The 24,700-nt window shown below is 65.2% G+C and carries 18 protein-coding genes and 3 tRNA genes; 18 read left to right on the top strand and 3 right to left on the bottom strand.

Annotation, left to right across the window (positions count from 1 at the left end):
* Positions 1–45 precede the first annotated feature (45 nt).
* The 6 genes from purF to IB274_RS00645 all read left to right on the top strand — a co-directional run bounded on the left by purF (position 46) and on the right by IB274_RS00645 (position 4,077).
* Positions 46–1,551 (top strand): amidophosphoribosyltransferase, encoded by a 1,506-nt coding sequence (purF, locus tag IB274_RS00670; RefSeq protein WP_081519374.1) that lies wholly within the window; start codon positions 46–48, stop codon positions 1,549–1,551.
* 11 nt (positions 1,552–1,562) lie between these two features.
* Positions 1,563–2,774 (top strand): O-succinylhomoserine sulfhydrylase, encoded by a 1,212-nt coding sequence (locus IB274_RS00665; RefSeq protein WP_192430217.1) that lies wholly within the window; start codon positions 1,563–1,565, stop codon positions 2,772–2,774.
* A gap of 5 nt (positions 2,775–2,779) precedes the next feature.
* Positions 2,780–3,538: an SDR family oxidoreductase gene (locus tag IB274_RS00660; protein ID WP_192430892.1), complete on the top strand. Its 759-nt coding sequence runs from the start codon at positions 2,780–2,782 to the stop codon at positions 3,536–3,538.
* Positions 3,539–3,734: 196 nt separating this feature from the next.
* Positions 3,735–3,810, top strand: a tRNA-Val gene (locus IB274_RS00655).
* 16 nt (positions 3,811–3,826) lie between these two features.
* Positions 3,827–3,903 (top strand) — tRNA-Asp (locus IB274_RS00650).
* A 97-nt stretch (positions 3,904–4,000) separates the two neighbouring features.
* Positions 4,001–4,077, top strand: a tRNA-Asp gene (locus IB274_RS00645).
* 252 nt (positions 4,078–4,329) lie between these two features.
* On the opposite strand, the gene IB274_RS00640 is transcribed toward IB274_RS00645, so the two are convergent.
* Both IB274_RS00640 and IB274_RS00635 read right to left on the bottom strand, forming a co-directional pair.
* Positions 4,330–5,367, bottom strand: a complete 1,038-nt coding sequence (locus IB274_RS00640; RefSeq protein WP_192430216.1) for an AraC family transcriptional regulator — start codon at positions 5,365–5,367, stop codon at positions 4,330–4,332.
* The gene (locus IB274_RS00635; protein WP_192430215.1) at positions 5,364–6,482 is read right to left on the bottom strand and encodes a carbon-nitrogen hydrolase family protein; all 1,119 of its coding nucleotides are present in this window, start codon (positions 6,480–6,482) and stop codon (positions 5,364–5,366) included. Before IB274_RS00635 ends, IB274_RS00640 begins: the two co-directional genes overlap by 4 nt.
* Before the next feature lie 216 nt (positions 6,483–6,698).
* On the opposite strand from IB274_RS00635, the gene IB274_RS00630 reads away from it, so the two are divergent.
* The 3 genes from IB274_RS00630 (at position 6,699) to IB274_RS00620 (ending at position 11,436) form a co-directional block, all read left to right on the top strand.
* A complete protein-coding gene (locus IB274_RS00630) occupies positions 6,699–8,732 on the top strand; it encodes an FAD-dependent oxidoreductase (RefSeq protein ID WP_192430214.1) in 2,034 nt (677 codons plus the stop codon).
* Between the two features lie 288 nt (positions 8,733–9,020).
* Positions 9,021–10,481, top strand: coding sequence for a chromosome partitioning protein ParA (locus IB274_RS00625; RefSeq protein ID WP_192430213.1), 1,461 nt, complete (start codon positions 9,021–9,023; stop codon positions 10,479–10,481).
* A 10-nt stretch (positions 10,482–10,491) separates the two neighbouring features.
* The gene (locus IB274_RS00620) at positions 10,492–11,436 is read left to right on the top strand and encodes a 1-aminocyclopropane-1-carboxylate deaminase/D-cysteine desulfhydrase (RefSeq protein WP_192430212.1); all 945 of its coding nucleotides are present in this window, start codon (positions 10,492–10,494) and stop codon (positions 11,434–11,436) included.
* Here the strand turns inward: IB274_RS00620 and IB274_RS00615 are convergent.
* On the bottom strand, positions 11,424–12,362 hold the full coding sequence (locus tag IB274_RS00615) for a DUF1853 family protein (protein ID WP_192430211.1): 939 nt from the start codon (positions 12,360–12,362) through the stop codon (positions 11,424–11,426). The two genes, IB274_RS00620 and IB274_RS00615, sit on opposite strands and share 13 nt — an antisense overlap.
* Before the next feature lie 112 nt (positions 12,363–12,474).
* Here IB274_RS00615 and IB274_RS00610 point away from each other — a divergent pair, with 112 nt between their 5' ends.
* The 9 genes from IB274_RS00610 to IB274_RS00570 all read left to right on the top strand — a co-directional run bounded on the left by IB274_RS00610 (position 12,475) and on the right by IB274_RS00570 (position 24,688).
* Complete coding sequence (locus tag IB274_RS00610; protein WP_017519352.1) at positions 12,475–13,362, top strand: NAD(+) kinase; 888 nt, start codon at positions 12,475–12,477, stop codon at positions 13,360–13,362.
* Positions 13,362–14,342 carry a metallophosphoesterase gene (locus tag IB274_RS00605; RefSeq protein ID WP_192430210.1) on the top strand — a complete coding sequence of 327 codons (981 nt, stop codon included), beginning with the start codon at positions 13,362–13,364 and terminating at the stop codon, positions 14,340–14,342. Before IB274_RS00610 ends, IB274_RS00605 begins: the two co-directional genes overlap by 1 nt.
* Complete coding sequence (locus IB274_RS00600) at positions 14,339–15,205, top strand: rhomboid family intramembrane serine protease (protein ID WP_192430209.1); 867 nt, start codon at positions 14,339–14,341, stop codon at positions 15,203–15,205. Before IB274_RS00605 ends, IB274_RS00600 begins: the two co-directional genes overlap by 4 nt.
* 191 nt (positions 15,206–15,396) lie before the next feature.
* The gene (locus tag IB274_RS00595; RefSeq protein WP_024765109.1) at positions 15,397–15,657 is read left to right on the top strand and encodes a YeaC family protein; all 261 of its coding nucleotides are present in this window, start codon (positions 15,397–15,399) and stop codon (positions 15,655–15,657) included.
* Positions 15,657–16,484, top strand: coding sequence for a DUF2797 domain-containing protein (locus IB274_RS00590; RefSeq protein WP_192430208.1), 828 nt, complete (start codon positions 15,657–15,659; stop codon positions 16,482–16,484). The genes IB274_RS00595 and IB274_RS00590 overlap by 1 nt, the downstream gene beginning before the upstream one ends.
* 149 nt (positions 16,485–16,633) lie before the next feature.
* The gene (gene pepN / locus IB274_RS00585; RefSeq protein ID WP_192430207.1) at positions 16,634–19,291 is read left to right on the top strand and encodes an aminopeptidase N; all 2,658 of its coding nucleotides are present in this window, start codon (positions 16,634–16,636) and stop codon (positions 19,289–19,291) included.
* A 488-nt stretch (positions 19,292–19,779) separates the two neighbouring features.
* Positions 19,780–21,747 carry a DUF1302 domain-containing protein gene (locus IB274_RS00580; RefSeq protein WP_192430206.1) on the top strand — a complete coding sequence of 656 codons (1,968 nt, stop codon included), beginning with the start codon at positions 19,780–19,782 and terminating at the stop codon, positions 21,745–21,747.
* 74 nt (positions 21,748–21,821) lie between these two features.
* A complete protein-coding gene (locus tag IB274_RS00575) occupies positions 21,822–23,189 on the top strand; it encodes a DUF1329 domain-containing protein (RefSeq protein ID WP_192430205.1) in 1,368 nt (455 codons plus the stop codon).
* Between the two features lie 416 nt (positions 23,190–23,605).
* On the top strand, positions 23,606–24,688 hold the full coding sequence (locus IB274_RS00570; protein ID WP_192430204.1) for a WD40/YVTN/BNR-like repeat-containing protein: 1,083 nt from the start codon (positions 23,606–23,608) through the stop codon (positions 24,686–24,688).
* The last annotated feature ends 12 nt before the right edge of the window (positions 24,689–24,700 follow it).

The raw sequence follows: 24,700 nt of genomic DNA, 5'->3' as shown, positions 1-24,700 counted from the left end.
ATATGGAATTGTTTTAGCCTGAACACCAACTAGGGGTTGCGTCGCATGTGTGGCATCGTCGGTATCGTGGGCAAGTCGAACGTGAATCAGGCGCTCTATGACGCGCTCACCGTTCTCCAGCATCGTGGCCAGGACGCTGCGGGGATTGTCACCTGTCAGGACGACCGTCTGTACCTGCGCAAGGACAACGGCCTGGTCCGTGATGTCTTCCAGCAGCGCCACATGCAGCGCCTGGTCGGCAAGATCGGCATCGGTCACGTGCGCTACCCGACCGCGGGCAGCTCCAGCTCCGCCGAGGCGCAGCCGTTCTACGTCAACTCGCCCTATGGCATCACCCTGGCGCACAACGGCAACCTGACCAACGTCGAGCAACTGGCCAAGGAAATCTACGAATCCGACCTGCGCCACGTGAACACCAACTCCGACTCGGAAGTGCTGCTCAACGTGTTCGCCCATGAACTGGCGGTGCGCAACAAGCTGCAACCCACCGAGGAAGACGTGTTCGCCGCTGTTGCCGGCGTGCATGCCCGTTGCGTGGGTGGTTACGCCGTGGTGGCGATGATCACCGGCTACGGCATCGTCGGCTTCCGCGATCCCCATGCGATCCGCCCGATCGTCTTCGGCCAGCGTCACACCGAGAACGGCGTGGAGTACATGATCGCCTCGGAAAGCGTGGCCCTGGACGTCCTCGGCTTCACCCTGATCCGCGACCTAGCCCCGGGCGAAGCGGTGTACATCACCGAGGACGGCAAGCTCTACACCCGCCAGTGTGCGGCCAACCCGCAGTACGCGCCGTGCATCTTCGAGCACGTCTACCTGGCGCGTCCGGACTCCATCATTGACGGCATCTCGGTCTACAAGGCGCGCCTGCGCATGGGCGAGAAGCTGGCCGACAAGATCCTCCGCGAGCGTCCGGACCACGACATCGACGTGGTCATCCCGATCCCGGACACCAGCCGCACCGCCGCGCTGGAACTGGCCAACCGCCTGGGCGTGAAGTTCCGCGAAGGCTTCGTGAAGAACCGCTACATCGGCCGTACCTTCATCATGCCCGGCCAGGCTGCGCGCAAGAAATCGGTGCGCCAGAAGCTCAACGCCATCGAGCTGGAATTCCGCGGCAAGAACGTGATGCTGGTGGACGACTCCATCGTTCGCGGCACCACCTGCAAGCAGATCATCCAGATGGCTCGCGAGGCTGGCGCGAAGAACGTCTACTTCTGCTCCGCCGCTCCGGCGGTGCGCTACCCCAACGTCTACGGCATCGACATGCCGAGCGCCCACGAGCTGATCGCGCACAACCGCAGCACCGAGGAAGTCGGCGAGCTGATCGGTGCCGACTGGCTGGTGTATCAGGACCTGCAGGACCTGATCGAATCCACCGAGGGCGGCAAGATCAAGATCGATCACTTCGACTGCGCCGTGTTCAACGGTGAGTACGTCACCGGTGACGTCGACGAAGCCTATCTGAACAAGATCGACCAGGCGCGCAACGACTCCACCAAGACCAAGGGTGCCGCGGTCAGCGCCATCATCGATCTCTATAACGACTAAGGAGAGCAGGCATGGCTCAGGATTGGGAAGCCGGCCGGCTGGACAGCGACCTGGAGGGCGTCGGTTTCGACACCCTCGCAGTGCGCGCCGGGCAACGCCGCACCCCAGAGGCTGAACACGGCGAAGGCCTGTTCACCACCTCCAGCTACGTGTTCCGCAGTGCCGCCGATGCGGCCGCGCGTTTCGCCGGTGAAGTGCCGGGCAACGTCTACTCGCGCTACACCAACCCCACGGTGCGCACCTTCGAGGAGCGCATCGCCGCGCTGGAAGGCGCCGAGCAGGCGGTGGCCACGTCCACCGGCATGTCGGCCATCCTCTCGCTGGTGATGAGCCTGTGCAGCGCCGGCGACCATGTGCTGGTCTCGCGCAGCGTGTTCGGCTCGACCATCAGCCTGTTCGAGAAGTACTTCAAGCGCTTCGGCATCGAGGTGGACTACCCGCCGCTGAGCGACCTGAAAGCCTGGGAAGTGGCCTGCAAGCCGAACACCAAGCTGTTCTTCGTCGAATCGCCGTCCAACCCGCTGGCCGAGCTGGTGGATATCGCCGCGCTGGCCGAGATCGCCCATGCCAAGGGCGCGCTGCTGGCGGTGGATAACTGCTTCTGCACCCCGGCGCTGCAGCAGCCGCTGAAGCTGGGCGCGGACGTGGTGATCCACTCCGCGACCAAGTACATCGACGGCCAGGGCCGCACCATGGGTGGCGTAGTCGCCGGTCGGCGCGCGCAAATGGAGCCCGTCGTCGGCTTCCTGCGTACCGCCGGCCCGACGCTCAGCCCATTCAACGCCTGGATCTTCATCAAGGGCCTGGAAACCCTGCGCGTGCGCATGCAGGCCCACAGCGCCTCGGCGCAACTGGTCGCCGAGTGGCTCGAGCAGCAGCCGGGCGTGGATCGCGTTTACTACGCGGGCCTGCCCAGCCACTCGCAGCACGAGCTGGCCAAGCGTCAGCAGAAGGGCTTCGGCGCGGTGGTGAGCTTCGAGGTGAAGGGTGACAAGGCGGCAGCCTGGCGCTGCATCGACGCCACCCGGATGATCTCCATCACCACCAACCTGGGTGACACCAAGACCACCATCGCCCACCCGGCCACGACCTCCCACGGTCGCCTGTCGCCGGCCGAGCGCGAGAACGCCGGCATCCGTGACAACCTGATCCGCGTCGCCGTGGGCCTGGAAGATGTCGATGACATCAAGGCCGACCTGGCGCGAGGCCTGGCGGCGCTGTGAGCGTAATGGACGCCCTGGGCAACGGCCAGGTGGTGCTGGTCACCGGTGCAGCACACGGCATCGGCCTGGGCGTCGCTGCCTGGCTGGTCGCCGAGGGCTGGCAAGTGGTGCTGGCGGACATCGACCGTGAGCGCGGCCCGAAAGTGGCAGCGGCGCTCGGTGAGCGCGCCAGCTTCATCGCGCTGGACGTGGCCAGTGAAGGGCAGGTCGCCGCGGCTGTGGCCGAGCTGATCGGTCAGTTCGGCCGCCTGGATGCGTTGGTGAGCAATGCCGCCATCGCCCGGCCGCATAACACGGCGCTGGAAAGCCTCGGTCTGAACGAGTGGAACCGCACCCTGGCGGTGAACCTCACCGGCCCGATGCTGCTGGCCAAGCACTGCGCGCCGTACCTGCGCGCGCACAACGGCGCCATCGTCAACATCGCTTCCACTCGCGCTCACCAGTCTGAGCCGAATTCCGAGGCTTACGCGGCGAGCAAGGGCGGGCTGCTGTCGCTGACCCACGCCCTGGCCAGCAGCCTTGGCCCGGACATTCGCGTCAACGCGATTTCCCCCGGCTGGATTGACGCCCGCGACCTCCGCGAGCGCGAGGCCGAGCCGCTGACCGAGCTGGACCATGACCAGCATTTGGTCGGCCGTGTCGGCACGGGCGAGGACATCGCCTCGGCAGTTGCCTGGCTCATCGGTGACAGCGCTGGTTTCGTCACTGGCCAGGAGCTGGTGATCGACGGTGGCATGACGCGCAAGATGATCTACCTCGACTGAGTGTCGGGTGTGGAAGAGGAGGGCGGCCCGAGGGTCGCCCTTTTTGTTTTCCGGATGAATTCGGAGCTCGCGAACGCGGCAGTGCACCGCTGTCGAAACGCGCGCCGAACTTTTTTCGCCGGAAATGAAAAAAATTTCAATCAGGGCATTGACTTAGGTTCTGCCGGCTGTAGAATGCGCCCCACTTCGAGACGAAGGGTGATTAGCTCAGCTGGGAGAGCATCTGCCTTACAAGCAGAGGGTCGGCGGTTCGATCCCGTCATCACCCACCACTCTCGCAAGTTACGCGCAGCGGTAGTTCAGTCGGTTAGAATACCGGCCTGTCACGCCGGGGGTCGCGGGTTCGAGTCCCGTCCGCTGCGCCATTTCCCCCCTCCTTGGTTCTTACCCCGAACCGGCTTGTCGAGTGATTCACTCCAGGCGCCAGGAGATTGCTATACCGGACGAAAGTCCAACCGACACGCAGCGGTAGTTCAGTCGGTTAGAATACCGGCCTGTCACGCCGGGGGTCGCGGGTTCGAGTCCCGTCCGCTGCGCCATATTCGAAAGCCCTCAGGTAGCAATACCTGAGGGCTTTTTCGTTTCCGTCCGATAAATCCTACTGTTGTTCTGTAAGACGTTGTCACAGGTCGTTCACCTTTGGCGTCTAGCTTTTTTCCTGTGGTCTTTGCTAAAACCGGATCGAACGGTCAGGAGAAAAGCCAATGGACGACTATCAGGAAGAACTGCTGGAGCAGCATGCCGTGGAACAGGACTTGCCGGAGCCGGCCGACGATGCCACGGAGATGTGATCAGGCGCTGTGGCGCTGGGCGCGGCGGAATTCCCCGGGGGTCTGCCCGCTCCAGCGCTTGAAGGCACGCTGGAAGGCTTCCGCCGAGGCAAAGCCGAGCAGGTAGGCGATCTCGCCGAAGGCCAGGTCGGTGTCGCGGATGTAGATCATCGCCAGGTCGCGGCGGGTGTCGTTGAGGATGCTGCGGAACTGCGTGCCTTCCTCGGCCAGCTTGCGGCGTAGTGTCCAGGTCGGCAGCTTGAGTCGCGCCGCTACTTCCTCCAGGTCCGGTTCGCGACCGTTGAGCATCGGGCCGAGCAACTGGGCGACGCGCTCGCGCAGGCTGCGTGTGCGGGTCAGTTGCTCCAGCTCCTTCTCGCAGATATCCAGCAATTGCCGCCAAGTGCTCGGGCAGTGGTCCGGGTTGGCTCGCGCCAGCGTTGTCTGGTTCAGGCGCAGTTGGTTGTGCTCGGCGCCGAACTCCACCGGGCAGCCAAGCATTTCCTCGAAGCGTGACGCCCAGGCAGGCGCCGGGTACTCGATCTCAACCCTCTCCGGGCTCAGCGGCTGCGCGCCGATGCTGCCGAGCATGCTCACCCAGCCGGCCAGCACCGAATCCACCACGAAGCGGTTGTAGGCGTTGTACGGGCTGATGGAGTAGAAGCGCAGCCAGGCGCCGCTGGCGTCTTCGATGAAGCTGCTCTGGCCGCGGTAGTTCTGCGCGTAGAGCGGCTCGAAGCGGATCAGCGCGCGGGCGGCGGCGCGCAGGTTGGGTGCCTGGGCGGCGGTGACGCCGGCCAGGCCGCTCTGGCTCGGTCGGCTCAGCTGGCCCATGCGCAGGCCGAGGGCGGGGTCGCCGCTCTGCTGGATGGCTGCGTGGCCCAGGCGCATGTAGCGGGGGATCGACAGACGCGCGCCGGGCTCGCCCAGGCGTGCCGCGTCCAGTCCGTATTGCTGAAGCAGGGGTTGCGGGGCGACGCCGCTTTCCGCCAGCGCGTCGGCGAGGCTGTGGACAAAACCCACCGAAAGGTCGCCGAGACGCATGGTCGGGCGATTCATAGCCAGAGGTTGATCAGGCGCGCGCCGGGGCCGTCGGGGGCCAGGGTATGGCTGTCACCATTCACGACCAGGCTGCGGCCGTCGCTGCCCAGGTCCCAGAGATGGCCACGGAAGAACACTGTGATGCCGGCGTGCGCGCCGCTCTCGCCGAGACGGCCGGCCAGCGCCAGGCGTTCCCAGGCTTCGCCTTCGGAGAGTTCGCCGGGCTTGAGGGTCACGTCGTTCGGCGTCGCGCCGCCGTTGTAGCCCTTCCACGGCTTGCTCCAGCTGCCGTTGCCGGTGAGAAAGGCGGGCACTGCAATGATGTCGGGCTTGTTCGTGGCCAGTGCGCTGTAGCTCGCCGGGTACCAGCTGTCGGCGCAGACCAGCACGCCCAGGCGCCCGGCCGGGGTCTGCAGGACCTGCATGTCGTCGGCGTCGCCGCCGCGGGTGAAGCCTTGCTCATCGTCGATGGGGAACAGCTTGCGCTGCGGCTTGCCCAGCGGCAGGCCGTCGCTGCCGAAGACCTGGCTGACGTTATAGAGACGGCCATTGCCGGTGCGGATCTGTCCTTCGACGATGCGCGGGTTGGGCAGCACGATGGAGCCGGCGACGATAGTCACGCCGAACTCCTTCGCCAGCGAGCCGAACAGCGTCTGGTAGTCGTGGGCCATGTCCACCGCCTTCATGCGGAACAGGGCGTCGGCCATGCGGTCCTCACCCTTGGCGCCGAGCCAGCCGCGCGCGAGTTTCAGCGGGTTGCTGGCGGCCATCCATTCCATGGCTTCGGCGATGTGCTCGGTCTGGTAGACCTCGGGCTTCTCGCCGGCGGCCACCAGCCAGGTGCCGATGTGCTCGGGGAAGACCACTACGGTGCGCGGGTTGATCAGGCCTTCGTCGCGGGCCTTGGCCAGGTAGGCGTGGAACTTCAGGCGCAGGCGCTCGACGCTCTGGTAGTCCTGGGTGAACAGCTCCGGCTGTACGCCCAGCAGGTTGCCGCGCTCGGACGGCTGGCCCTGGTTGAGCGAGACCTGGCTGCGCAGGTCGGACAGGTAGTGGCCCACCGGGCGACGCTCCGCCCAGCCGGCATAACCGGCAAAGAGGATGACCAGGACGAGGAAGATCAGCTTGCGCATATAGAAGAGGTACTCATGGGATGCACCACAGGGTAGGGGTTGGACCGGGCCTTGCCAAGCTGGGGTGTCATCTTTGGTCAGTAACTTGTCATTTTCGATCATTGAGCGACGAGGGTGCGCTCCTTAGAGTCTGCCTCATACCGACCGCGCCCCATGCCTCGCCGTTCCGCGATCGCAGGCTGAGGGCGCGGCATCATCGTGAATGCCGGAGGAACCATGACCGCCACTTACCCGCACCTGCTCGCACCGCTGGACCTGGGCTTTACCACCCTGCGCAACCGCACCCTGATGGGTTCCATGCACACCGGCCTGGAAGAGAAACCCCAGGGCTTCGAGCGTATGGCGGCCTACTTCGCCGAGCGCGCCCGTGGCGGCGTCGGCCTGATGGTCACCGGCGGCATTGGTCCGAACGAGGAAGGCGGCGTGTATTCCGGCGCGGCCAAGCTGAGCACCGCCGAAGAAGCCGAGAAGCACAAGATCGTCACCCAGGCGGTGCACGAGGCGGGCGGCAAGATCTGCATGCAGATACTCCACGCCGGCCGCTACGCCTACAGCCCCAAGTCCGTCGCGCCCAGCGCCATCCAGGCGCCGATCAACCCGTTCAAGCCGCGCGAGCTGGATGAAGAGGGCATCGAGAAGCAGATCGCCGATTTCGTCAATTGCTCGAGCCTGGCCCAGGTGGCCGGCTATGACGGCGTCGAGATCATGGGGTCAGAAGGCTACTTCATCAACCAGTTCCTGGTCGCCCACACCAACCATCGTACCGACCGCTGGGGCGGCAGCTACGAGAACCGCATGCGCCTGCCGGTGGAAATCGTCCGCCGTGTGCGTGAGGCCGTAGGCCCGAACTTCATCATTATCTATCGCCTGTCGATGCTCGATCTGGTGGAAGGCGGCAGCACCTGGGACGAGATCGTCCTGCTGGCCAAGGCCATCGAGAAGGCTGGCGCGACCATCATCAATACCGGCATCGGCTGGCACGAAGCGCGCATCCCGACCATCGCCACTAAAGTGCCGCGCGCGGCCTTTACCAAGGTCACTGCCAAGCTGCGCGGCGAAGTCAGCATTCCGCTGTGCACCACAAACCGCATCAACACCCCGGAAATCGCCGAGCAGGTGCTGGCCGAAGGCGACGCCGACATGGTCTCCATGGCCCGTCCGTTCCTGGCTGACCCGGACTTCGTCAACAAGGCGGCCGAAGGCCGCGCGGATGAGATCAACACCTGCATCGGCTGCAACCAGGCCTGCCTGGACCACACCTTCGGCGGCAAGCTGACCAGTTGCCTGGTGAACCCGCGCGCCTGCCACGAGACCGAGCTGAACTACATCCCGACCACCCGCGTGAAGAAGATCGCCGTGGTCGGCGCCGGCCCCGCCGGCCTGTCCGCCGCCACCGTAGCGGCCGAGCGTGGCCACGAGGTGACCCTGTTCGACGCCGCCGGCGAGATCGGCGGCCAGTTCAACGTCGCCAAGCGCGTGCCGGGCAAGGAAGAGTTCTATGAGACCCTGCGCTACTTCAAGCGCAAGGTGGAAACCACTGGCGTGAACCTGCAGCTCAATACCCGAGTCAGCGTCGACGACCTGGTCAAGGGCAGCTTCGACGAGATCATCCTGGCCACTGGCATCGTCCCGCGCACCCCGGCCATTCCAGGCATCGAGAACGCCAAGGTGATCAGCTATCTGGACGCGATTCTCGAGCGCAAGCCGGTCGGCAAGAGCGCGGCGGTGATCGGCGCCGGGGGCATCGGCTTTGACGTCTCCGAGTACATTACCCATGCCGGTGAATCCACCAGCCTGGATCGCCATGCCTTCTGGCAGGAGTGGGGTATCGACGAGAACCTGGAAGCCCGTGGCGGCATCGCCGGTATCCAGGCGCACCCGCATGCCGCAGCGCGCCAGGTGTTCCTGCTGCAGCGCAAGAAGTCCAAGGTCGGCGACGGCCTGGGCAAGACCACCGGCTGGATCCACCGCACCGGCCTGAAGAACAAGCAGGTACAGATGCTCAACAGCGTCGAGTACCTCAAGGTCGACAACGATGGCCTGCACATCAGCATCGCTGGTGGCGAGCCGCAGGTGCTGCCGGTGGACACCGTGGTCGTCTGCGCCGGTCAGGACCCGCTGCGCGAGCTGCACGAAGGCCTGGTCGCCGCCGGCCAGAGTGTGCACCTGATCGGTGGCGCCGACGTTGCGGCCGAGTTGGACGCCAAGCGCGCCATCAATCAGGGCTCGCGCCTTGCCGCCGAGCTCTGATGGGGTCGAGACCTGAGTCGGTCTGAGATTCAGGTCACAAAGCCGGGCCCGGAAAAGTTCCCTTCCGGGCCCGGAAACCCTTCCGAATATCCAACCCTGTCACAGAATTATCCAGCCGGTTAACCACCCGGCCTGACCACCGGGTCGGGTGCCAACCGAGTCACATTGCCTGCGACATTAATTCCCCTAGACTTGCCCGGATGTCGGGATTTTCCCACTGTCCGGGTTCTGCGTTTCTGGCAGACCCTTTTTCCAGACTTCCTCCCGCACCAGCCCAGAGGTCAATCGATGAGCATGCAGAAGAAGCCTCAGATGGTCGAAGCCGTGGTCTTCTTCAATGACCGTGGCGTCTGCAGGGAAATGCTCTACCCCGAATTCGAGGCGCTGCTCGACAACGTCGTGCAGATGCCGGAGTACGCCGATCAGCAGATGCAACTCGCCTATGTGCTGATCAACCCGCGCCTGCTGGTCAAGGCCGTGGTGTTCTTCTACCTGGACTTCGACGAGAAGGGCGAAGCCGACCGCGGCTGGAACCTGCCGCTGCGCAACCTCGCCGACCGTGCCGGACGTGGCCCGGACATGGGCGCAGGGCCCATCCGCCTGGCCTGCCGCAGCCAGTGCCCGGTGTCCTGGCACCAGATGCACCTGTGGGACCCGACCCTGGAGGCCGGGCAGAACCATCTGGTGCAGCTGCGTGAATCGATCAAGCGCAACAACCTCGGCGTGCTGGTGGAGGAAGAACCGGCCGCCGTGGAGTTGGCACGCCTGCAGATGGCCGACGAGCACCAGTGGTATGCACCCACCGAGGAGTCCCGCGAGGAGGCCGAGCAGCTGGCCCGCGCACTGCTCGAGGATCACCAGCAGAAGACTGCCGAACTGCTCGGCCAGCACGAGACCCGCCTGTCGCAGATCAGCCAGCAGCACGAACAGGAGCTCAGCCTCCTGAAGCTCGGCGCGCAGGAGCAGGTCAAGGTGCTGCAGGCCGAACTCGCCGCCTTGCGCGAGGGGTTGCAGCGCGAGGAAGAGATCAATGCCGGCCTGCGCCGCGAGCTGGATGGCCAGGCCAACGGCTTCCAGCGCGGACGCGAGGAACTGACCGCACAACTGCGCCATATCGAACAGAGCGGCCGCGACGAGCTGGAGCAGTTGCGTCAGCAGATCGAGGAAGAGTCCCGCACCCGCATGGCCAGCCTGGAGGCTCGCTACAAGGAGCAGATTTCCGTCCGCGACGTCGAGCTGGGCTACCGCAACGAGCTGGACCAGCAGCTGCAGCAGGAGAACCTGCAGTTGCGCAAGGAAGCCGAGCAACTGCGCGAGGAAACCGACCAGTTGCGCCAGGTCGCCGGGCAGCTGCAGCAGGGCGCCGAAGGCCTGCGCCTGGAACTCGATGCGCTGTCGGCCAAGGCCGCCGAGGGCTCGGTGCTGGAGCGCCTGGCCAGCCTGGGGGTGATCTTCGTGGTGTACCATCCCGGCGCCGGTCATCTGACCCTCTCGCTGCAGGATGTCGCCCGTTACCAGGAAAACCCCATGGCGTACGCCGCCGCCAAGTGCTTCGTCGCCGAAGACCAGTACCGCAGCTGGCTCGCCCACTACCAGCAGCCCGCCTGCGAGGGACGACTGTCCAACGGCGAACGTTGCGCCATGCCCATCGACCGCGTGGAAACCCCCGGCCGCTTCGTCGAAGGCGACAGCAACTGCTGCTCGCGGCACAAGACCAGCGGCCGCCTGCGCAGCGTCACCACCGGCTGACCGGGGCGCCTTGTCGTACTTCGACTGGCGCCCCGAAGCTCCCCTTCAATGCGTCCGCCTGGATTGGCTCGAGCACGCCGGCGTCGAGCTGGCGCTGTTGCGCCTGGACCTCGTGGACCCGCTGGTTTCCGGCAACAAGTGGTTCAAGCTCGCACCGTACCTCCAGCAGGCAGCGGAGCTTGGTCTGGGCGGCTTGATGACATTGGGTGGCGCCCATTCCAATCACCTGCACGCGGTGGCGGCGGCCGGCGCTCGCTTCGGCTTCGAGACTGTCGGCCTGCTGCGCGGGGAAGCGCAGGACAATCCCACGGTGGCCGACCTGCACCAGCTCGGCATGCGGCTCCATTGGCTCGGCTACGGCGGTTACCGTCGGCGGCACGACGCGGATTTCTGGGCGCCCTGGCGCGAGCGCTATCCCCGCTTGCTGGCGGTGGGCGAGGGCGGTGGCGGGCTTGCCGGCGCGCAAGGCTGCTCGCCTCTGATCGAGCAGATTCGCCGACAGCTCGGCGACCTCGGCTGGGCTGACTACGAGCAACTCTGGGTGGCCTGCGGTACCGGCACGACCCTGGCCGGCCTGGTGCTGGGCGAGGGCGGGGCGCATCCGGTGGTGGGCGCCCTGGCGGTGCCGCCGGGGCACGGCGTCGAAACCCAGGTGGCCGATCTGTTGAGGGGAGGCGACGGGCCCGACGCGGACTACCGCCTGATTGACGCCAGTCGGGGCGGCTTCGCGCGGATCGACGCGACGCTGGCGCGCTTCCTCCTCGCGACCGAAGCCGAGTGCGGCGTGCCGCTGGAACCGCTGTACACCGGGAAGCTGCTGCTGGCGTTGCACGATGAAATCGCGGCGGGGCGCATCGGGCGCGGCACCCGCATAGTCGCTATCCACAGTGGCGGCCTGCAGGGGCGGCGGGCGTTGGAAGAGAAATTGAAGACCCTGGCCGCTCAGCGCGAATAACCGCTGTGCACCCTCGGCCAGCGATCGCCGACCAGGAACAGGCGCTCCTGCTCCCGCCAACGGCCTTCGTGGAACTCCATTCGCACCAGCATTTGCGGGAAACCGTCTTCCGGCAGTTCTGCCAGCCAGGAGGAAAATTGCTCCGGGCTCCAGCATTGGTCCTCGGCGGCGGGGGCCAGCCAGCCCTTGCGCGACAGTACCTGCCAGCCCTGCGGAGAGTGCGTCTGATAGCCCGGCCAGGCGCTTCGGTGCAGCCAGCGACCGCGCTGATGGTCGTCGCTGGCGCCGGCGGGCGGCGGAGAAGGCGTGGGCCAGGAGTAGAACAGGTAGCCGCCGAGCCAGAGGCCGGATGACGGTGCGGCGGCGCTGTGTTCGCGCACGACGGCCAGCCCCTGCGCTGTGGAAGAAAGCGGCAACTGGTGCTGGTAGAAGTGCTCGATCTTGCGCAGCAGGTGGTCTTCGGCGCCCGGCCCGAGCCAGGAGTCGGGACCGTCGTCGCTGGGGCCGAGGTAGAGCTTGATGGCCAGTTCCAGGTGGTGCAGGCCGTCGTCGTCTTCCAGCAGCAGGTCCAGCTCGCCGAGCGTCTGACCGTTGTCGCGCACCGGCAGGTTGGCGGCCAGCAGGTGCAGGTCCGGCGCACGCTCCAGGGCGTATTGCCAGAGGCGTTCGTAGTAGCGGCCCAGGCGCTGGTTGGGAGCAGCGGCCAGTTGCCCCAGCAGCTCATCCGGCGAGCGTTCCTGGGCGCGCAGCCAGTCAGCCAGCAGGGACGGCTGCGAGTGCCAGCGGCTGGCGCTCAGCGGGTGGCGCAGTGCAGGGCTGCCGGGCTGCAGCAGCGGTGGCGAGAGCAGCGTCCAGGCGAGGTCGCGGACTTGCGGCTGGCGCAGGTCGATCAGCAGCTCGTCGAGCAGGGAAGTGAAGTCGGTCATGCCCCAAGCCTAGCCGCTACACCCTGGCTCCGGCCACGCCGCGGTTTGCCGCTGCTTGAGCCTTTCGCCCATAATTCCGACATTCGAGTAGCGCAACGCCGTCCGGAGTCCCATGGAACCCTTTCGCAATATCGGCATCATCGGCCGCCTGGGCAGCACCCAGGTGCTGGAAACCATCCGTCGGCTGAAGAAATTCCTCACTGAGCGCCACCTGCATGTGATCCTCGAGGACACCATCGCCGAGGTCCTGCCGGGCCACGGCCTGCAGACCTGCTCCCGGAAGATCATGGGCGAGATCTGCGATCTGGTCATCGTGGTCGGTGGCGATGGCAGCATGCTCGGCGCGGCGCGCGCCCTGGCGCGGCACAAGGTGCCGGTGCTGGGGATCAACCGCGGCAGCCTGGGCTTCCTCACCGATATCCGCCCCGACGAACTGGAGACCAAGGTCGCCGAAGTGCTCGGCGGCCAGTACATCGTCGAGAGCCGCTTCCTGCTCGATGCCCTGGTACGCCGCCATGGCGAATCCATTGGCCAGGGCGATGCGCTGAACGACGTGGTGCTGCACCCCGGCAAGTCGACGCGGATGATCGAGTTCGAGCTGTACATCGACGGCCAGTTCGTCTGCAGCCAGAAGGCCGACGGCCTGATCGTCGCCACCCCGACCGGCTCCACCGCCTACGCGCTGTCCGCCGGCGGGCCGATCATGCATCCCAAGCTGGATGCCATCGTGGTGGTGCCGATGTACCCGCACATGCTCTCCAGCCGGCCCATCGTGGTCGATGGCAACAGCGAGCTGAAGATCGTCGTCTCGCCGAACATGCAGATCTACCCGCAGGTCTCCTGCGACGGCCAGAACCACTTCACCTGCGCGCCGGGCGACACCGTCACGGTGAGCAAGAAACCGCAGAAGCTGCGCCTGATCCACCCCATCGACCACAACTACTACGAGGTCTGCCGGACCAAGCTGGGCTGGGGCAGCCGCCTCGGGAGCAGTGAGTGATGGAACTCGACCCCTCGCGCGGCTATGACCTGATCGGCGATATCCACGGCTGCGCGCATACCCTCGACCACCTGCTGGAACGCCTCGGCTACCGCCAGCAGGGCGGCGTGTGGCGGCATGCGCGGCGCCAGGCGCTGTTCCTGGGCGACATCATCGACCGCGGACCGCGTATCCGCGAGGCGCTGCACCGCGTGCACGACATGGTCGCCGCCGGCGAAGCCCTGTGCATCATGGGCAACCACGAATTCAACGCCCTGGGCTGGTCCACGCCGGCCGCGCCCGGCAGCGGCCGCCAGTACGTGCGCGAACACACGCCGCGCCACGCGCGGTTGATCCGCGAGACGCTGGAGCAGTTCGAAGGCCACCCGGCGGACTGGCGCGATTTCCTCGGTTGGTTCCAGGAGATGCCGCTGTTCTTCGACTCGAAGCGCTTCCGTATGGTCCATGCCTGCTGGGACCACGACGTGATCGATGCGCTGCGCCGGCAGTTTCCCGATGGGCGCATCGACGAGGCCTTCCTCATGGCCACCGCCGAGCCGGGCAGCTTTGCCCAGCAGGCCTGTGACCGCCTGTTGCGTGGCACCGACATGCGCCTGCCCAACGGCCTGACCCTGACCGGCAGCGACGGTTTCACCCGCGCCTTTTTCCGCACCAAGTTCTGGGAGGAAGACCGCGCACCGGAAACCTACGGCGACATCGTGTTCCAGCCCGACGCGTTGCCTGACGAGGTGGCCAGCGAGCGCCTGAGCGAGGAGCAGAAGTCCCGCCTGCTGACCTACGGCGCCGACGAGCCGCTGCTGTTCGTCGGCCACTACTGGCGGCGTGGCACCCCGGCGCCGATCCGCCCGAACCTCGCCTGCCTGGACTACAGCGCGGTGATGTACGGCAAGCTCGCAGCCTACCGGCTGGACGAGGAAACGCGGCTGGACCGCAACAAGTTCGTTTGGGTGGATGTGAAGCGTCCGGAGGGCGATGAGTGAGCACAGTTGAAGCGATACGGTTGCCGGCGGCAGTCGACCTGGGAGCGTTCGTCGGCCTGCTGCGCCGGCTGAACGTGCCGTTCCGGGTCAGCGAAGAGTCCGGCGAGCAGGTGCTCTGGGTGCCCAATTCCCAGCTGGCCGAGCAGGTCCGCAGCCTGTACGAGCGTTATCCGCAGGGCGATCCGGAGTTCACCGTGCAGGCCGAACCTCCGCGCCGCGGGCCGGGGTTCGTGCAGCAACTGAAGATGAGCCGGATGACTGCGGCGGTGCTGCTGGTGACCTTCGTGGTGGCCGCCATCACTCTGCTCGGCACCTCGCCGGAAACGCTGCGCTGGTTCACCTTCCAGAATTTCCAGCTGGTGGGCGAGGATCGCGCGCTGTTCTACCCGCTGTCCGACTCGCTGGCGCAGGGGCAGTGGTGGCGCCTGTTCACGCCCATGCTGATCCACTTCGGCTGGCTGCACCTGGCGATGAACGCCATGTGGTACTGGGAGCTGGGCCGGCGCATCGAGTACCGCCAGGGGCCCTGGCTGCTGCTTGGGCTGAGCCTGGGCTTCGGCCTGGTATCGAACCTGGTGCAGTACGGCGTCAGCGGGCCGAGCCTGTTCGGCGGCTTGTCCGGGGTGCTCTACGGCCTGCTCGGCCACTGCTGGATCTTCCAGCGCATGGCGCCGACGCCGGCCTACCAGTTGCCCAAGGGCGTGGTGGCGATGATGCTGATCTGGCTGCTGGTTTGCCTCTCGGGCGTTATCGACCTGCTCGGCTTCGGCTCCATCGCCAACGGCGCCCATGTCGGCGGGCTGCTGGCGGGTTGCCTCAGCGGCCTGATCGGTGGGCTGCTGGCACGGCGTCGCATGGCCTGACCCTGACCCTGACTCTGTAGGAGCGAGCTTGCTCGCGAACAATCTCGCCGGACGCTGCGGAGTTAGGCGGTTCGCGAGCAAGCTCGCTCCTACATGAATGCGGCCGGGCAACCGATTGACCGACGTTCGTGCGCCCAGGCGCACAGCCCGGTAGAATGCCCGCTTCGTTTTTCCCCTGCAGGAGCCGGCCCATGTCGTCCTTCGCCGAAATGATCCAGAACATCACCCCCGAGATCTACGAGAGCCTCAAGCTGGCCGTGGAAATCGGCAAGTGGCCCGATGGCCGCAAGCTGTCCCAGGAACAGAAGGAGCTGTCGTTGCAGGCCATGATCGCCTGGGAGATGGACAACCTCCCCGAGGACCAGCGCACCGGCTACATGGGCCCGCAGGAATGCGCCTCCCACGCCGAGCCGATCCCGAACATGATCTTCTCCTCCAACTCCCTGCACTGATGCAGGAGATTGGACGCGGCGCCCTGAGCAAGATGTCGGCGCGCCTGGAAAGCCCCGTGCAGTACGCCTTCCGCCTCGGCGAGGCGGACGTTCCGGTCAACCCGCTGATCGGCAGGACCGTGCGCCTGGAGTACCTGGGCGAGATCAACTGCTGCCACTGCGGGCGCAAGACCAAGAAGAGCTTCGCCCAGGGTTACTGCTACCCGTGCTTCACCAAGCTGGCGCAATGCGACAGCTGCATCATGAGCCCGGAGAAGTGCCACTACGAAGATGGCTCCTGCCGCGAGCCCGAATGGGGCGAGCGCTTCTGCATGACCGACCATGTGGTCTACCTGGCCAACTCCTCGGGGGCGAAGGTGGGCATCACCCGCGCCACCCAGGTGCCGACCCGCTGGATCGACCAGGGCGCGCGCCAGGCGCTGCCGATCATGCGCGTGGCAACCCGCCAGCAGTCCGGCTTCGTCGAGGACCTGCTGCGCAGCCAGGTCACCGACCGCACCAACTGGCGCGCGCTGCTCAAGGGCGAGGCCGAGCCGCTGGACCTGGTGGCCATCCGCGAGCAGATCTTCGATGCCTGCGCCGAGGGCATCGTCGCCCTGCAGCAGCGCTTCGGCCTGCAGGCGATCCAGCCGGTGATCGACATGGAGCCCATCGAGATCCGCTACCCGGTGGAGGCCTACCTGGCCAAGATCACCAGCTTCGATCTGGACAAGACGCCGGTGGTCGAGGGTACCCTGCAGGGTATCAAGGGCCAGTACCTGATCTTCGATACCGGCGTGATCAACGTGCGCAAGTTCAGCGCATACCAGCTGGCCATCAGCGCCTGATCGAAACCGCATTGAATTTCCGGCTCGTGGCACGCATCTACGGATAGAGGCGTGCCCGACTCGCCTGCTGCGTTCCTGATCGCTAGAGTCAGTACCAGATTCCTCCGGCCGGCCGATTCCGCCTGCCGCCTTCCAAGGGGCCAAAAGCCATGCGTACCGAGCAACCGAAAGTCATCTACCTCAAGGATTATCAGGCACCCGAGTACCTGATCGACGAGACAAACCTGACCTTCGAGCTGTACGAGGACCACACCCTGGTCCACGCCCAGCTGGTGATGCGCCGCAATCCGGAGCGCGGCGACGGCTTGCCGCCGCTGGTGCTCGACGGCCAGCAGCTGGAGCTGCTGTCGCTGGCGCTGGATGACCAGACCCTCGAAGCCGGCCAGTACCAGCAGGACGAGAACCACCTGACCCTGCAGCCGACGGCGAAGACCTTCACCGTCGACAGCACCGTGCGCATCCACCCGGAAAGCAACACCGCGCTGGAGGGCCTGTACAAGTCCGGCAAGATGTTCTGCACCCAGTGCGAGGCCGAGGGCTTCCGCAAGATCACCTACTACCTCGATCGCCCGGACGTGATGAGCAGCTTCACCACCACGCTGTCGGCCGAGCAGCACCAGTACCCGGTGCTCCTGTCCAACGGCAACCCGGTGGCCAGCGGCTCGGAAGAGGGCGGCCGCCACTGGGCGACCTGGCAGGACCCGTTCAAGAAGCCGGCCTACCTGTTCGCCCTGGTCGCCGGTGACCTCTGGTGCGTGGAAGACCAGTTCACCACCATGAGCGAGCGCGACGTCACCCTGCGCATCTATGTTGAGCCGGAGAACATCGACAAGGTCCAGCACGCCATGGACAGCCTGAAGAACTCGATGCGCTGGGACGAGAAGGTCTACGGCCGCGAGTACGACCTGGACATCTTCATGATCGTCGCGGTCAACGACTTCAACATGGGCGCCATGGAGAACAAGGGCCTCAACATATTCAACTCCAGCTGCGTGTTGGCCAAAGCCGAGACCGCGACCGACGCCGCGCACCAGCGGGTCGAAGGCGTCGTCGCCCACGAATACTTCCACAACTGGTCGGGCAATCGCGTGACCTGCCGCGACTGGTTCCAGCTGTCGCTCAAGGAAGGCTTCACCGTGTTCCGCGACAGCGAGTTCTCCGCCGACATGAACTCGCGCACCGTCAAGCGCGTCGAGGACGTGGCCTTCCTGCGCACCAACCAGTTCGCCGAGGACGCCGGTCCGATGGCGCACCCGGTGCGCCCGGATTCGTTCATCGAGATTTCCAACTTCTACACCCTGACCGTCTACGAGAAGGGTTCGGAAGTGGTCCGCATGATCCACACCCTGCTGGGCGCCGATGGCTTCCGCAAGGGCACCGACCTGTACTTCGAGCGCCATGACGGCCAGGCCGTGACCTGTGACGACTTCGTCAAGGCCATGGAAGATGCCAACGGCGTCGACCTCACCCAGTTCAAGCGCTGGTACAGCCAGTCCGGCACCCCGCGCCTGGCGGTGGAGGAGAGCTTCGACGCGGCGGCGCAGAGCTACACCCTGACCTTCCGCCAGAGCTGCCCGGCCACGCCGGGGCAGAGCGAGAAGCAGCCTTTCGTCATCCCGGTGCAGATGGGCCTGATCGACAAGCTGGGCAATGCCCTTTCGCTGCGCCTGAAGGGCGAAGAAGACGGCCACGGTAGCGATCGCGTGCTGCAGGTCACCGAGGCGGAACAGTCCTTCACCTTCGTCGGCCTCGCCGAGAAGCCGCTGCCGTCGCTGCTGCGGGGTTTCTCCGCGCCGGTGAAGCTGAGCTTCCCCTACGACCGCGACCAGCTGATGTTCCTCATGCAGCACGACGAGGATGGTTTCAATCGCTGGGAAGCCGGCCAGCAGCTGTCCGTGCAGGTCCTGCAGGAGCTGATTGGCCAGCACCAGCGTGGCGAGAAGCTTGTCCTGGATGATCGCCTGATCACCGCCTTCCGCACCTTGCTGCTGGACACCGGTCTGGACCAGGCCATGGTCGCCGAGATGCTCTCGCTGCCCAGCGAGGCGTACCTCACCGAGATCAGCGAAGTGGCGGACGTCGAGGCCATCCACACCGCCCGCGAGTTCGCCCGCCAGCAGATCGGTGCGGCACTGCACGAGCAGCTGTGGGAGCGTTACCAAGCCAACCGCAAGCAGTCCCGCGACACCGCCTACGTCGCCGAGGCGAGCCACATCGCGCGCCGCAGCCTGCAGAACATTTCCCTGTCCTATCTCATGCAGAGCGGCAAGGCCGAAGTGCTCACCGCCTGCCAGGAGCAGTACAAGGATTGCGACAACATGACCGAGCGCCTGACCGCGCTGGCCGTGCTGGTCAATTCGTCCTTCGAGAAAGAGAAGACCGACGCGCTGGCGATGTTCGCCGACTACTTCAAGGATGACCCGCTGGTGATGGACCAGTGGTTCAGCGTCCAGGCCGGCTGCACCCTGCCGGGCGGACTGGAGCGTGTGCAGGAGCTGACGAAGCATTCGGCCTTCACCCTGAAGAACCCGAACAAGATCCGCGCGCTGATCGGCGCCTTCGCCAACCAGAACGCGGTGAACTTCCACCGCGCGGACGGCGCCGGCTACCGCTTCCTTGCCGACCAGATCATCACCCTCAACGCGCTCAACCCGCAGATCGCCTCGCGCCTGCTGACTCCGCTGACCCGCTGGCGCAAGTACGCGCCGGCGCGCCAGGTGCAGATGAAAGCTGAGCTGGAACGCATCCTCGCGTCTGGCGAGCTGTCCAGCGATGTATACGAAGTGGTCAGCAAGAGCCTCGCGTAACACACCCGCCGCGCCCCGTTCCAGGGGCGCATTGCACTGTCGAAAAGGTGTTACCAACTTTGATAGGTAACACCTTTTTGTTACCTATCGAAATTAATCGATATCATTCTTATCGCTTTGTGATATTGGGCAAAAAACGCCGATGTGTCTGCGTCGCGCCTTCAGGGGCCGATTGCGCCATCCTGGATCGCAAATGGCGCAATCGGCCACTTGATTTGATCAGTGAACGACCAGTCACAAAAAGTAGCGCGCAGATTCTTTATTTTTTGTAAGCAGAACCGGATACATCGGTGCTGTTGGCACTGGGGTTGCACCGCCGGACCCCGCTTAGCCTTTGCCCGTCCGATGGGGCGGGAGGCGTGTCGAGCACCTTGGGGGAGTTTCCTTCAGATCGACGACAACAAGGCCGTGGAATAACGGCTGAAAACGGTGAACCGCCCGCAGTGGCGGCACCGCCAAAGAATGATCAGTCCATGGAGTGAGTCCTAATGGAAATCCCAGTTCGCAAGCCTGTCTTGCGTTATGCGCCTGCTCGTGCGGGCTTCGCCCTGGCAGGCATCCTGCCTTTGCTGATGTCCGCCCCGGCGACCGCCGTCGAGTTCAGCTTCCTCGACAACGAGGTGACCGGCTCGCTGGACAGCACCGTTTCCTACGGCTCGCTGTGGCGCGTACAGGGTCAGGACAAGACCAACAACGACATCAACGGCAACGACGGCAACCGCAACTTCGACACCGGCCTGGTTTCCGAGGTGTACAAGATCACTTCCGATCTGGAAGCGACCTACAAGAACTACGGCCTGTTCGTACGTGGCTCGGCTTTCTATGACACCCAGATCATGGACAAGCGCAATGACTACTACGACAACAACCATCCGGCGCAGCCGAGCCAGACCTACCCCAACAGCGACCGCTTCACCAGCGAGACCCGCGACGCCGCCGGCAACCGCGCCGAGATCCTCGATGCCTACGTCTACGGCAACTGGGACGTGGCCGACCACCCGCTGACCGCGCGCCTGGGCCGCCAGGTGTTCAACTGGGGCGAGGGCATCTTCTACCGTGGTGGCGTCAACACCACCAATCCGGTGGATGCCGCCAAGTTCCGCCTGCCGGGCTCTGAGCTGAAGGAAGTACTGATGCCGGTTGAAGCCGCGAGCTTCAACATCGGCCTCACCGACAACCTGTCGATGGACGCCTTCTACCAGTGGAACTGGAAGGAGACCCGCATCGACCCGGTCGGCACCTTCTTCTCCGAGACCGACCTGTTCGCCGACGGCGGCAACACGGCCTACACCACCGTGGGCGCGCTCTCCAATCCGCTGTTCCAGACCCTCTACCCGCAGCTTTCCGCAGCCCATGTGGGCGGCCTGCAGGGCACCAGCTACCTGGACTCCAATGGCGTGTTCAAGGTCGCCAACGTCGGCAAGGACATCAACGCCAAGAACGATGGTCAGTTCGGCGTGGCCTTCCACTACGTGGCCGAAGAGTTGAACTCCACCGAGTTCGGCTTCTACTTCGTGAACTACCACTCGAAAGAGCCGACCATCTACGCCGACTTGAACAGCGATTACGCCGGCGTGAACCTCGACCAGTTGGCCGGCATCGGCGGCTTCAGCTCGTACGACCAACTGGTGAGCGCGGCCGGCGGCGGCAACGCCCTGGCCGGCCAGGTACTGAGCCTGGTCAACGGCGCGACCTCGGTGGACGTGGCCAACCAGGTCAATGCCCGTCGCGAGTACGTCGAGAACATCCGCATGTACGGCTTCAGCTTCAACACCACCGTGGGCGATGCCTCGGTGTTCGGTGAACTGGCCTACCGTCCGAATCTGCCGATTGGCATCGCCACCACCAACGACCTGCTCGGCGACCTGCTGGTCCAGGCTCCGGGGCTGGCCAGCGGCAAGTCCGTGAACATCGGTGGCGGCCAGGTCTCGATGAGCGACCAGATCCACAACTACGAGCGTGTCGAAGCCTTCAACACCTCGCTGGGCACCATCTACAACTTCGGCCCGTCGCTGTCCTTCGACTCGCTGATGGGCGTGGCGGAGCTGGCCTCCGAGCACCTGCGCGGCAGCGACCTGAAGTACACCGCGTACGACGGCAGCACCCGCTACTACTCCGGCCGCAGCAACGGCGCCTACATCTCCGGCTACGACCGCGACGATCAGGTGAACAAGAACGCCTACGGCTACACCCTGCTGCTGTCGGGTACCTGGAACGACGTCTTCGCCGGCGTGAACATCTCGCCCTACGCCGTCTACAAGGACGACTTCGAAGGCAACTCCTACCAGACCGGCAACTTCATCGAAGGCCGCAAGGCCTACACGCTGGGCGTCAAGGCGACCTACCTGAACGCCCTGGAAGCCGAGCTGCAATACACCGAGTTCTACGGCGCCGGGCAGAACAACGCCGCACGCGACCGCGACAACGTGGGCTTCAACGTCAAGTACTCGTTCTAACGCAAACAGATCCTACGAAAGCCGCGCGGCGGGGTCCGGAAGTACCCGCCGCGCACACCTCACGGAGAAGCAACATGCGCAACATGCGTACCCTGGTTGGCGCCGCAGTGGCCCTGGCCCTGTCGGCCGGCAGCGCCCTGGCAGCGGTTTCCCCGCAGGACGCGGCCAAGCTGCAGTCGAGCCTGACCCCGCTGGGCGCGGAAAAGGCCGGTAACGCCGCCGGCACCATCCCGGCATGGACCGGTGGCATCACCCAGGCGCCGGCCGGCTACAAGCCGGGCCAGCACCACATCGACCCGTTCGCCGCCGACAAGCCGCTGTACACCATCACCAAGGCGAACCTGGACCAGTACAAGGCCAACCTGACCCCGGGCACCCTGGCGCTTTTCGCCACCTACCCGGACACCTTCCAGATGCCGGTTTACCCGAGCCGTCGCAGTGGTTCCGCGCCGCAGTGGGTCTATGACAACACCTTCAAGAACGCCACCAGCGCCAAGCTGGCCGAGGGCGGCAACGGTTTCGTCGATGCCTTCGGCGGCATCCCGTTCCCGATCCCGCAGAACGGCGTGGAAGCGGTGTGGAACCACATTGCCCGCTACCGCGGCACCTACGTCGTGCGTCGCGCCTCGGAAGTGGCGGTGCAGCGCAACGGTGACTACTCGCTGGTGACCTCGCAGCAGGAAGCACTGTTCAAGTACTACATCCAGGGCAAGAGCTTCTCGGACCTGAACAACCTGCTGTTCTACTACCTGTCGTTCACCAAGAGCCCGGCTCGCCTGGCAGGTGGTGCCGCGCTGGTCCATGAGACCCTGGACCAGGTGAAGGAGCCGCGTCAGGCCTGGGGCTACAACGCCGGCCAACGCCGCGTGCGCCGTGCGCCGAACCTGGCCTACGACACTCCGATTGCTGCCGCTGACGGCCTGCGTACCGCCGACGACACCGACATGTTCAATGGCTCGCCCGATCGCTACGACTGGAAACTGATCGGCAAGAAGGAAATGTACATCCCGTACAACAACTACAAGGTTTCCAGCCCTGAGGTTAAGTACAAGGATCTGCTGACCCCCAGCCACCTGAACCCCAAATACACCCGCTACGAACTGCACCGCGTGTGGATCGTCGAAGGCACCCTGAAACCGGGCTCGCGCCACATCTACTCCAAGCGCGTGCTGTTCCTGGACGAAGACAGCTGGGGCGCCGCAGAAGTCGACCAGTACGACGGTCGCGGCGAGCTGTGGCGTGTTTCGCTGGCCTACCTGAAGAACTACTACGAGCTGCCCACCACCTGGACCGCTCTGGATACCTTCCACGACCTGCAGGCCCGTCGCTACCACGTACAGAACCTGGACAACGAAGAGCCGAGCACCATCGACTTCGGCCAGGCCGTGCCGGACGACTCCTACTTCAGCCCGTCCGCCCTGCGTCGCCGCGGCACCCGCTGAGTCGGTTGCCTGAACGAAGAAGCCCCGCCTCGGCGGGGCTTTTTTATGGGCTTCCGGTAAGCCTGTAGGAGCGAGCTTGCTCGCGAACCCGCCCAACGGTGGAGCTACCGGTTGAGTTGTTCGCGAGCGAGCTCGCTCCTACAAAAGAGGTTCTGCGTCTCGGCGAGCTGCTTCATGGGTTATCGAAACTCTTGTCGGACGCGCTCTGACAGACTCTAGAAGTGTTACCACTTCACCCGCTGCGAGCCCCTGACGGCGCACCTTTCGGCTGAGATAGCAAAAAGCACTCATCCTTTCGAGTGAGGCGCCCAGGGCTTAACAAAAGATAACGTGCCGTTAATTGTCAGCCCCGGAAAAGGCTGGCTATATACCCCGAAACTACATACCGCCTGCATAAGAAAAAGAGGTAAAGGCATATGCGTGAGCCCCTGCGGCGCACTTCGAGCGAGCAGCCCGTGTCGGGAGTGCGAAGCTCCTTCCCGATGTCGCGCAAGACGGTTTCCCTGCTCGGCGCGTTTTCCTTCCTGATGATGTCCCTGGCTCCGCTGCATGCGGTTGCCGCAACGGACGCCGTCAGTGATTCCAACTCGATCATTTCCGCCAAGGCCTCCAGCAGCCTGCTGCTGAGCGTTGCCCATGCCGGCAAGCGCCTGGTCGCGGTGGGTGATCACGGGCACATCCTCTATTCCGATGACGCAGGCAAGAGCTGGACCCAGGCCACCGTGCCGACCCGCCAGCTGCTGACCTCGGTGTTCTTCATCAGCGACAAGAAGGGCTGGGCCGTTGGCCATGACGCCCAGGTCCTGGCCACCACCGATGGCGGAACCACCTGGGTGCGCCAGTTCGAGGACCTCAAGCGCGAAGCGCCGCTGCTGGACATCTGGTTCCAGGACGAGAACCACGGCATGGCTGTGGGCGCCTATGGCGCGCTGCTGGAAACCACCGACGGCGGCCAGCACTGGGAAGATGTCAGCGACCGCCTGGACAACGAAGACCAGTTCCACCTCAACGCCATCACGGCGGTGAAGGATTCCGGCCTGTTCGTGGTGGGGGAGGCGGGCAGCATGTTCCGCTCCAAGGACTGGGGCGAGACCTGGGAGAAACTCCAAGGCCCATACGAAGGCTCGCTGTTCGGCGCTACCGGCACTACCCAGGTCGGCACCGTCCTGGCCTACGGCCTGCGCGGCCACCTGTTCCGCTCCACCGATTTCGGCGACACCTGGCAGCAGGTCAGCCTGCCCACCGCCAATGGCGGCGAGTTGGAGTTCGGCCTCTCCGAAGGCAGCCTGCTGGATGACGGCACCATCGTCGTCGTTGGCCATGGCGGCAGCGTGCTGGAGAGCAAGGACGACGGCGTGAGCTTCAGCGTCGTCAACCGTCCGGACCGCCTGTCCCTCGCGGGCGTGAGCGCGGCCGGCAATGGCAACCTGGTCCTGGTCGGCCAGGGCGGTATCCACCTGGCTTCGGCGACCGGCGCCGAGCTGACAGAACAACAATAAGCCGGGGAGCCG

It is taken from the genome of Pseudomonas sp. PDM18 (assembly GCF_014852585.1).
Classification (GTDB): Bacteria; Pseudomonadota; Gammaproteobacteria; order Pseudomonadales; family Pseudomonadaceae; genus Pseudomonas.
This window is presented reverse-complemented; position numbering and strand designations above follow the sequence as displayed.